Annotated in this window: 11 protein-coding genes; 4 read left to right on the top strand and 7 right to left on the bottom strand. The window is 64.3% G+C overall.

The window, feature by feature from the left end:
* Nucleotides 1–78: 78 nt before the first annotated feature.
* Both secB and BMI89_RS08240 read right to left on the bottom strand, forming a co-directional pair.
* Complete coding sequence (gene secB / locus BMI89_RS08235; protein WP_078522734.1) at nucleotides 79–591, bottom strand: protein-export chaperone SecB; 513 nt, start codon at nucleotides 589–591, stop codon at nucleotides 79–81.
* Between the two features lie 59 nt (nucleotides 592–650).
* Nucleotides 651–1,178, bottom strand: coding sequence for an FxsA family protein (locus BMI89_RS08240; RefSeq protein ID WP_078570560.1), 528 nt, complete (start codon nucleotides 1,176–1,178; stop codon nucleotides 651–653).
* 118 nt (nucleotides 1,179–1,296) lie between these two features.
* On the opposite strand from BMI89_RS08240, the gene BMI89_RS08245 reads away from it, so the two are divergent.
* Genes BMI89_RS08245 through BMI89_RS08255 form a run of 3 tightly spaced genes read left to right on the top strand, consistent with a single transcriptional unit; the run spans nucleotide 1,297 to nucleotide 3,439 of the window.
* Entirely contained in the window at nucleotides 1,297–1,956 is a 660-nt protein-coding gene (locus tag BMI89_RS08245) for a Tim44/TimA family putative adaptor protein (RefSeq protein WP_078570827.1), read from the top strand.
* A 5-nt stretch (nucleotides 1,957–1,961) separates the two neighbouring features.
* Complete coding sequence (locus tag BMI89_RS08250; protein ID WP_246831994.1) at nucleotides 1,962–2,849, top strand: MltA domain-containing protein; 888 nt, start codon at nucleotides 1,962–1,964, stop codon at nucleotides 2,847–2,849.
* On the top strand, nucleotides 2,846–3,439 hold the full coding sequence (locus BMI89_RS08255; protein ID WP_078570561.1) for a Smr/MutS family protein: 594 nt from the start codon (nucleotides 2,846–2,848) through the stop codon (nucleotides 3,437–3,439). Before BMI89_RS08250 ends, BMI89_RS08255 begins: the two co-directional genes overlap by 4 nt.
* Here BMI89_RS08255 and BMI89_RS08260 read toward each other — a convergent pair.
* From BMI89_RS08260 to hslV, 4 genes are all read right to left on the bottom strand, one after another.
* The gene (locus tag BMI89_RS08260) at nucleotides 3,436–4,527 is read right to left on the bottom strand and encodes an alpha/beta fold hydrolase (RefSeq protein WP_078570562.1); all 1,092 of its coding nucleotides are present in this window, start codon (nucleotides 4,525–4,527) and stop codon (nucleotides 3,436–3,438) included. The two genes, BMI89_RS08255 and BMI89_RS08260, sit on opposite strands and share 4 nt — an antisense overlap.
* A gap of 61 nt (nucleotides 4,528–4,588) precedes the next feature.
* Nucleotides 4,589–5,896, bottom strand: coding sequence for an ATP-dependent protease ATPase subunit HslU (gene hslU, locus BMI89_RS08265; RefSeq protein WP_078570563.1), 1,308 nt, complete (start codon nucleotides 5,894–5,896; stop codon nucleotides 4,589–4,591).
* A 3-nt stretch (nucleotides 5,897–5,899) separates the two neighbouring features.
* Nucleotides 5,900–6,961 (bottom strand): hypothetical protein, encoded by a 1,062-nt coding sequence (locus BMI89_RS08270; RefSeq protein WP_078570564.1) that lies wholly within the window; start codon nucleotides 6,959–6,961, stop codon nucleotides 5,900–5,902.
* The gene (gene hslV / locus BMI89_RS08275) at nucleotides 6,954–7,511 is read right to left on the bottom strand and encodes an ATP-dependent protease subunit HslV (protein WP_078522728.1); all 558 of its coding nucleotides are present in this window, start codon (nucleotides 7,509–7,511) and stop codon (nucleotides 6,954–6,956) included. Before hslV ends, BMI89_RS08270 begins: the two co-directional genes overlap by 8 nt.
* Before the next feature lie 93 nt (nucleotides 7,512–7,604).
* Here hslV and BMI89_RS08280 point away from each other — a divergent pair, with 93 nt between their 5' ends.
* Complete coding sequence (locus tag BMI89_RS08280; protein WP_078570565.1) at nucleotides 7,605–8,510, top strand: hypothetical protein; 906 nt, start codon at nucleotides 7,605–7,607, stop codon at nucleotides 8,508–8,510.
* Between the two features lie 47 nt (nucleotides 8,511–8,557).
* Here the strand turns inward: BMI89_RS08280 and trxA are convergent, their stop codons facing one another.
* A complete protein-coding gene (gene trxA, locus BMI89_RS08285; RefSeq protein ID WP_078522726.1) occupies nucleotides 8,558–8,878 on the bottom strand; it encodes a thioredoxin in 321 nt (106 codons plus the stop codon).
* Nucleotide 8,879: the final 1 nt, after the last annotated feature.

The following is an 8,879-nucleotide window of genomic DNA, read 5'->3' on the forward strand; positions in this document are numbered from 1 at the left end:
TGGGTCCGTGACAGGCCAGAGTCACGGTGTCAGCTTGTCCCTGAGGCACGATGCCGCGCCTCAGGCCAGCTTGACGAATCAGACCGTCGTGGGCGCCTCGGTCTGCTGACGACGCGCCAGTTCGTTGCGATACAGCGCGACGAAATCGACGATCTCGAGGTTAAAGGGCGGGAAGCCACCGTCGCGGGTCACATCCGAGACGATGCGGCGCACGAAGGGGAACAGCTGGCGCGGACATTCGATCAGCAGAAAGGGATGAAGCTGATCTTCCGGCACGCCTTCGACGTGGAAGATGCCGCCGTAATCGAGCTCGAGCAGATAGAGCGTCGCGCCGTCCGACTTGTTGTTCGCGGTGATCTTGAACTTGGTGATCACCTCGTATTGATGCTCGGCGTTGCGCTTCTTGGCATCGAGCGACACCTGCACCTGCATCTCGGGCTGGATGTCGCTGGTCTGCACGCCTTTCGTGGCGACATTGTTCTCGAAGGACATGTCGCGCGTGAATTGCGCGAGGATGTTCATACGCAGCCCTTGTTGCTCTTGCTGCGGATCCGCGGCGCCGTTGGTCTCGCCATTTGCTTCGTCAGTCATCGACCTCTCCCAAAATTATTTGTGCGAGGTTTAGCACCGGCTGGGAGAAGCCTCAATTCTCAATGACGCGTCCAGCCGGATGGCCCGCCGGAGGGCTTGCCGTTGGGATCGTCGCGATGGGTCATCTCCTCGACCTCTTCGGCGTCGAGGATCTCCGGATCGCGCGGACGGTGCGGAGGGTCGCGGCGCGGATCGTATTGGGTCGTCGTCCGATACGCGCCGCCCATCTCGAATCGCTGCACCTTCACCCGGCTCGCCGCGGCTTTCATCACCCAGTCGCGAACCCCGGGGATCAGTAGCAGGATCCCGACCGTATCGGTGAAGAAGCCCGGCGTCAGCAGCAGCACCCCGGCTACGAGGATCATCGCGCCATGCGCAAGCGGCCGCGACGGGTCGCTCAATTCATTGAGAGAGCTACGCAGATCGTTGAGCGCCCGCGCCCCTTCCCGGCGGACCAGCGACGTGCCGACGATCGCGGTCAGCAACACGATCCCCAGCGTCGGCCACAGGCCGATGAGCCCGCCCACTTGAATGAACAGACCGATCTCGATCAGCGGCACGGCCAGAAAGGCCAGAAAGATCCACATGGCATCCTCTTTTATCGCGTCTCCGGGCAAGCTGCGCCGGTGGACTTGAACTAGTTGACGCCTTACATAAGTAGCCATTGACCTAGAAACAAACATGAAGCCAAACACAGGGGTCTCGATGTCCGGTGCCGTCATTCAGCTTATCGTCCTCGCGGCGATTGCGATCTTCCTGATTTTCAAGCTGAAAAGCGTGCTCGGGACCCGTGAGGGCTATGAAAAGCCGATCGCGCCCGAAACGCCGGACACACCCGCGCCGAAGCGCGATTTCGACGTGATCGAAGGCGGTCCCGATCACGATATCATCGACAATGTACCCGAAGGCTCGACCGCCGCCGTCGCGCTGGCCGCGATGAAACGGGTCGAGCCGAGCTTCTCGGTGTCGGAATTCCTGCAAGGCGCGCGCGGTGCCTATGAGATGATCCTGATGGCTTTCGAGACCGGCGATCTGGAAAAGGTCCGACCCTTCCTGTCCGCCGAGGTCTACGAGGCCTTCGAGGGCGCCGTGGAAGCGCGCAAGGAGAAGGGTCTCGATGTTCAGGCGGAATTCCTCGGCCTGCGCGAGTTGGTGCTGAGCAATGCCGATTTCGACCACTCCACGAAAGAGGCCGAAGTGACCGTGCGCTTCGGGGCCGAGATCATCTCGGTTGCGCGCGATGCCGCCGGAGAGGTGGTCGAGGGCGATCCCAAATCGCCGCGCAAGCAGCGTGATATCTGGACCTTCGCCCGCACGATGGGTGCGAATGACCCGAACTGGCAGCTCGTCGCCACGGGCGGCTGAAGCCGGTGGCGCTGTCCTTCGCCGATATTCCCGGATGGACCCGGGACGATCACGCCGCCGCTTGGGCGGCGTTTTGCGTTACGGCCGATCTCTATGGGATGGACACCGCCGGGCTGGGCGATGCCAGAGCCGCCTTCGAGACCTATTTCACCCCCTATGAAATCGCCCCCGAGGCGGCTGCGCATTTCACCGGATATTACGAACCCGAACTGCCCGGTGCGCGGGAGAAATCCGACCGCTTCGCCTGGCCGCTCTACGCGAAACCGGGCGAATTAGGGTCTAATTCGCCGTGGTATAGCCGCGCCGAGATCGCGGCGGGCGATCTGCTGGCGGGGCATGAACTGGTCTGGCTGGAGAGCCCGATCGAGGCCTATCTCGCGCAGGTGCAAGGCTCGCTACGGGTGCGGCTTGAGGACGGCGGCAGCCTGCGGCTGGGCTTCGACGGCAAGAACGGGCATCCCTACCGCTCCATCGGCAAGGAGCTGATCGCGCGCGGCGCAGCCCCGGCCGAGGAGATGACGCCTGAGTTCATCCGACGCTGGGCCGCCGAGAACCCAGAACAGTTGCAGGGACTGCTCGATCACAACCCCTCTTTCGTGTTCTTCCGGGTGCTGGATATCCCAGGCGATACCGGCCCCCTGGGCGCGATGGGGCGTCCGGTGAGCGCGGGACGCAGCCTAGCCGTGGACCCAGAGGTCGTGCCGCTGGGCAGCCCGGTCTGGATCGACTGCCCCGGCTTCGGGCAGCGGCTGATGGTGGCGCAGGATGTGGGCTCTGCGATCAAGGGCGCGGGGCGCGGTGACCTCTTCATTGGCACCGGCGATGGGGCCGGGCGCATCGCGGGCGCGATCAACGCCAAGGGCCGGATGATCGGCTTGCGGAGGCGCGCATGAGCCGCAAACGCAAACTCAGCCCCGAGGAACGCGCGCTGTGGGATCGCGTAGCGTCGACCACGGAGAATTACCGCCCGAAAAAGGCCGATCCCGCCGAATTAGAGTCTTTTCTGACGCCGAAACCCAAGCCGAAACCGAAGGCCGAGGGGCTGCGCAGTTTCGAGATGGGCCAGCACGCGAAACCCTCGCCGGGCCGTCACGATCTTGCCGCGGAGCCGGGCGAGCATCTCGCACGTCAGCCCGTCACGATGGACCGCAAGGCGCATAAGGCGATGACGCGCGGCAAGCTGAAGCCCGAAGGCGTGCTCGATCTGCACGGGCTGACTCTGGCCGAGGCGCATCCCGAACTGATCCGCTTCATCCTGAATTCGCAAAGCCATGGCAAGCGGCTGGTGCTTGTGATCACAGGCAAGGGCAAGCGCGGCGACGATGACGGTCCGATCCCGCGGCGGGTGGGGGTTCTGCGTCATCAGGTGCCGCAATGGCTGCGGATGATGCCGCTCGCGCCCGCCGTCATGCAGATCAACGAGGCGCATCTGAAACATGGCGGCGCGGGCGCCTATTACGTCTATCTGCGCCGGATCCGCTAACCGCCCGAGATCGGCGCGAGGATGATCTGCGTCGTATTCTCGACCGTCAGCACCACAGCATCGCCCAGCCCTGTGCGCCCGAACTGTTCGACCTCGAGCACCTCGGCCACTTTCTGCGCGCTGTCGAGAAGCCGGATCAGCGCAGGCGAGGTGACGACGTTGAAATGCCCGTCGCCTGTGTTGAAGGCCGAGACATTGATCAGCGTCACCTTGTAATGCGCGATGCTGGAGACGTCTTCCAGGTTGCCCAGCCGGTCGCGCTTGCCCGACAGCCGCGCCGAGAGTTGCAGCGCGCGATCCTTCGCGGAGGTGAAGATAATGAAGGGCTGCGGCAACGCACCGATCGCGTCGGCCTGCGTCTTGAACACGTCCACCGCGATATCCGGCGAGATCAGGACCACCCCGGAAATCGTCGAAAATCGACCCTGTTTCCGCGCAATCGCCTCCTGACGCAGCACCTCCATCACCAGTTCCGCGCCCAGCGAATGCCCCACGATCAGGATGCGTTTCGCCCCGGCCGCGTTTAGATCGTCGATCAATTTCTCTAGCCCGTCGCGCGCGAAGAGCACCGAATCCCGGTCGTAGGCATAGCCCAGCACATTCGCCCGCGACGGCCAGGAATAATGCACCAGCACGCCGGGCAGATCGAAATCCGCGCCCATCTGCGCCATCCGGTACAGCCCTTCGGCGAAGGAGTTGTTGAAGCCGTGGACGAACAGCACCGCCTGCCCGTCATGTTTGCGCAGCGCCGCGCGCAGCTCCGACTGGAACGCGGGGCGCTTCATGTCGATCTCGGATTGCGAGACGAGAAACTGCTTGTCCGGGTCGACCGGCGCCGTGTCGGTCATCGGGTAGGCGATCTCGGCCACCTCGCGATCCGGCGGCGTGGCGACATCGAAGCGCGCGAGCCGCAGCTGCTGGCTGCGCGCGGTGCCGAAGGGCTGGCCGGTCTGCGGATCGGGTGCCCGGGTCGAGCCCACGAATATCGAGCGCGCATCGGCGACCGGGTGATCGAGATAGGCAAGCCGCCCACGCGGTGCGCAGGCGGCCAAGCTCAGCATCAAGATTACGATCAGAAACCGCGCCATCGCCCGTGCCTTGCATCCCTCCCGCAGGAGGATAACAGAGCGCGCGCGAGGTGCCAGTGCCCTAGAGGACGTAGCGGCTCAGATCGGTGTCGCGCGTCAGATCGCCCAGTTCGTTCTCGACGAATTCCGCATCGACGGTGACGCTTTGTCCGCCACGGTCGGGCGCGGTGAAGGACAGCTCCTCGAACACCCGTTCCATGACGGTATAGAGCCGTCGTGCGCCGATATTCTCGACCGATTGGTTGACCTCTGCCGCGATCCGGGCGAGCGCCGCGATGCCGTCCTCGGTGAAGGCGACCTCGACCTCTTCGGTCTTCATCAGCGCCTGATATTGCCGGGTCAGCGCGTTGTCGGTCTCCGACAGGATGCGGGTGAAGTCCTGCTCGGTCAGCGCCTGCAGCTCCACGCGGATCGGCAGACGGCCCTGCAGTTCGGGCAGCAGGTCCGAGGGTTTCGCGATGTGGAACGCGCCCGAGGCGATGAAGAGGATATGGTCGGTCTTCACCGGGCCGAGCTTGGTCGAGACCGTCGTGCCTTCGATCAGCGGCAGCAGGTCGCGCTGCACGCCCTCGCGCGAGATATCGGCCCCGCGCGCATCCGAGCGCGCCGTGACCTTGTCGATCTCGTCGATGAAGACCATGCCGGAATGCTGCACGGCTTCGAGCGCTGCAGTCTTCACCGTCTCGTCGTCCAGAAGCTTGTCGGCCTCTTCCGAGATCAGCGTCTCATAGCTTTCCGAGACGGTCATCTTGCGCCGCGTGGTGCGGTTGCCGCCGAAGGCTTTGAACAGGTCCTGAAGACCCTGCATCTGCTGTTCCATGCCCGGCTGACCGCCCATCATCCCGAGCGGCATGCCGCCGGACTGATCGGCCACGTCCAGCTCGATGATCTTGTCGTCGAGCTCGCCGTCGCGCAGCTTCTTGCGGAACATCTCGCGGGTGCTTTCGCGCGCATCGGTGCCGGCGAGCGCGGCGATCACGCGATCCTCGGCGGCCTGATGCGCCTTCGCCTTCACCTCTTCGCGCATGTAGTCGCGGGTCTGAACCATCGCGACATCGGCCAGATCGCGGATGATCTGCTCCACGTCACGACCGACATAGCCCACTTCGGTGAATTTCGTGGCCTCGACCTTCAGGAAAGGCGCGCGGGCCAGTTTCGCCAGACGGCGCGAGATCTCGGTCTTGCCGACGCCGGTCGGGCCGATCATCAGGATATTCTTCGGATAAACCTCTTCGCGCAGATCGTCGGGCAGCTGCTGACGGCGCCAACGGTTGCGCAGCGCAACGGCGACGGCGCGTTTGGCGTCCTTCTGGCCGATGATGAAACGGTCGAGTTCCGAGACGATTTCGCGGGGGGTCAGATCGGTCATGGATTACTCCGTGGCATAGGGCGGCAGGCGGTGCTTGCCGGGAAAATTGGGAAGCGCGCGCATCAGGCGCGTGCGCAGCTCGGTCCAGAACGAGCCGAGCGCGGTGAGAAAGAGGCCGATCAGGATCAGCGTGATCCACCAGCTACGCGGATCGGCAGCGTCACCGAAAGCGTAGAAGCTGAGAAAGATCATGTAGCCGATCCCGGCCGTGAAGAAGGAGCGCCGGTCGATGATCAGCGCCAGCGCGGCAAAAACGGCAAGCGTGGCGAGCAGCAGCACATAGCCCGTCCCCGGCCCCATCTTGTAGAAGGTCAGCGCGAGCGTGTTGACCAGCGCAGGGGCTGCCAGAACGTGCAGCCAGAAGCCCGAGGCCGATTGCCGGCCCAGCCGATGCGGGTCGCGCATGTCGAACCAGATTCCACCTGCGAGCGCCAGAAGCCCAAAGACCAGCATCGCGAGCGACAGCGCAGAACCGTTCGACAGATCGAACAGATCGACCGTTTGCGAAATCGGCGCTTCAGGGTCGAAGCCTTTCGCGAAGGACAGAAGCAGGCCCAGCCCGCACAGCCCCACGAGGAACATCGAGAACGGCACCCGGTAGCGCAGGAACCATGCGATCAGCGCGACGGCGGTCGCGACCAGCGCGAGATCGAAATTCGGGGCTTCGGTGATGAAGCGCATCCCGAGGATCGGAATGCCGAGGAAGCTCGCCAGCATCGCCCCGCCCAGCGTGAGCGTCAGCAGGATCGAGGGCAGCACCATGCGGCGCTTGCGGGTGAAATATTCCCCCAGCAGCGCGATCAGCGGGATCAGCATCGCGTAACCCAGCTTGCCGCCCGCGAAGAGTAGGAAGCCGAACGACCCCGTGATCAGGATGCCAAGACCCACCGTCACGAAGATTTCGGCGAAGCCTTTAAACAGTTCGAACGGTTCGTCCTCGGCCGGAAGGGCCGCGCGACCGGCGAGGCGGTTGCTCGCCAGCGCCATCACGGACGCGGCCTGCGCCTCGTTGATATGGCCAGCCGCGACCGCCGCGCGCAGATCGTCGCGCGTCAGCTCAGCCACCGATGCTCTCCACCGTCAGGTTGCCATTGGTGTAGACGCAGATGTCCGAAGCGATCGCCATCGCCTTTCGCGCGACCGCCTCGGCGTCGAGATCGGTTTCCATCAGCCCACGGGCCGCAGCGAGGGCGAAGTTGCCGCCCGAGCCGATCGCGGCGATGCCATGTTCCGGCTCCAACACGTCACCCGCGCCGGTCAGGACATAGAGATCCTTGCCATCGGTCACGATCAGCATCGCTTCGAGATTGCGCAGGTATTTGTCCATGCGCCAATCCTTCGCCAGCTCCACGCAGCCGCGCATCAGCTGACCGGGCGAGGCCTCGAGCTTCTTCTCGAGCCGCTCCAGCAGGGTGAACGCATCCGCGGTCGAGCCCGCAAAGCCCGCCACGATGTCGTGACCGCCGGGGCTCAGGCGGCGCACCTTGCGCGCCGAACCCTTGATGACGGTTTGGCCAAGGCTGACCTGTCCGTCGCCCGCGACCACCACTTTACCACCCTTGCGGATGCCGATGATCGTCGTGCCGTGCCAGCCCGGGAATTTCTCTTCGGCCATGTTAGTCCTCCGTTTGCGCCAAAGATATGTAACCCGCAGGCCGGGGCTGCAACCCCGCTTGCCGGTGCGTGAGCCTGCGGCTAGCGTCACCGCATGAGCGCGCAGCACCTTTCGATCTATCTCGATGACTGGATTCTGGAGCAGGTCCGGGCCGGCGAACACAATTTCTTCAAGCGGCTGATCGGGGCGGTGGCGGCGGCGGATTGGACCGTCAGCCTGCATCGGACAGGCCCCGAGGCGCGCGCGGTTGCACCTGCCCGCGAGGGCTATGCGCTTTACCGGATGGAGCCGCCGACCCATGCGCGGGCGCTGACCTGCCGACGGACCTATGTCGGGGCGTTCTGGCATGTGGAGGCGGAGGCGGAGCGGTGGGATTGGCCGGTCGCTCAGGCGGCGTTCGATGCCGAGGAAGTGGACGGGGAGGCCGCCGCGCAATTCTTCTTTTCCACGCGAAACAGGCTCTATCCCGGCGTAAAACCGTCCGATGAGGAGGATTTGGCCTTCGTTCCGCTACAGGGGCGGCTGCTGGATCACCGCTCGTTTCAGTCGGTGAGCCCGGTGCAGATGATCGAGGAGGTGCTGGCCCGACATTCCGGCCCGGTCGTGGCCACGCTGCACCCGAACGAAGATTACACAGCGCGCGAAATCGAGGCGTTGGAGGCGATCGCGGCCCGTCACCCGCGCTTTCGCTTCCAGTCCGGCGGCTCGCCCGAGCTGCTCCGCCGCTGCAGCTTCGTTGCCACGCAAAACAGCGCGATGGCGCTCGAAGGGTTCTTCCTGCGCAAACCGGCGATCCTGTTCGGCCTGTCGGATTTCCACCACATCGCCGGATCGGTGCCGCGCGACGGGATCGAGGCCGCTTTCGCCAAACTGCGCGATACGCCGCCGGTCGCTCGCTACCTCTATTGGTTCCTGCAGCTTCAATCGCTCAACGCAGGCCGCCCCGAATTCGAAGACCGCCTGCGCGCAAGACTGCGCCATTTCGGCTGGCCGATATGAAAAAAGGCGCCCGCAGGCGCCCTTTTCCGTCAAACCTGATCCGCAGATCAGATCGATTCGTTGATCCAGCTTTGCAGCGCCGCTTTCGGGGCTGCGCCGATCTTGTTCGAGACGACCTCGCCATCCTTGAACAGGAACAGGGCGGGGATGCCGCGCACGCCCAGCGTCGCCGGGCTGTCGGGGTTCTCGTCGACGTTCACTTTCACGACCTTGATCTTGCCCGACATTTCCTGGGCAATCTCTTCGAGCGACGGGCCGATCATGCGGCAGGGGCCGCACCATTCAGCCCAGAAATCCACCACGACGGGAACGTCGGACTTGCGCACTTCTTCGTCGAAAGTGGCGTCGGTAACAGCAACGGTAGCCATG

Origin of the sequence: Thioclava sp. F36-7, from assembly GCF_002020075.1 — a bacterium.
GTDB lineage: Bacteria > Pseudomonadota > Alphaproteobacteria > Rhodobacterales > Rhodobacteraceae > Thioclava > Thioclava sediminum.

What these genes read in the sequence shown, in the direction of transcription:
- hslU (WP_078570563.1), bottom strand. Translation starts at nt 5,896, where the DNA reads ATGACCGATCTGACCCCCCGCGAAATCGTCTCGGAACTCGACCGTTTC.
- BMI89_RS08280 (WP_078570565.1), top strand. Translation starts at nt 7,605, where the DNA reads ATGAGCGCGCAGCACCTTTCGATCTATCTCGATGACTGGATTCTGGAG.
- BMI89_RS08255 (WP_078570561.1), top strand. Translation starts at nt 2,846, where the DNA reads ATGAGCCGCAAACGCAAACTCAGCCCCGAGGAACGCGCGCTGTGGGAT.
- BMI89_RS08245 (WP_078570827.1), top strand. Translation starts at nt 1,297, where the DNA reads ATGTCCGGTGCCGTCATTCAGCTTATCGTCCTCGCGGCGATTGCGATC.
- BMI89_RS08260 (WP_078570562.1), bottom strand. Translation starts at nt 4,527, where the DNA reads ATGGCGCGGTTTCTGATCGTAATCTTGATGCTGAGCTTGGCCGCCTGC.
- hslV (WP_078522728.1), bottom strand. Translation starts at nt 7,511, where the DNA reads ATGGCCGAAGAGAAATTCCCGGGCTGGCACGGCACGACGATCATCGGC.
- BMI89_RS08240 (WP_078570560.1), bottom strand. Translation starts at nt 1,178, where the DNA reads ATGTGGATCTTTCTGGCCTTTCTGGCCGTGCCGCTGATCGAGATCGGT.
- trxA (WP_078522726.1), bottom strand. Translation starts at nt 8,878, where the DNA reads ATGGCTACCGTTGCTGTTACCGACGCCACTTTCGACGAAGAAGTGCGC.
- secB (WP_078522734.1), bottom strand. Translation starts at nt 591, where the DNA reads ATGACTGACGAAGCAAATGGCGAGACCAACGGCGCCGCGGATCCGCAG.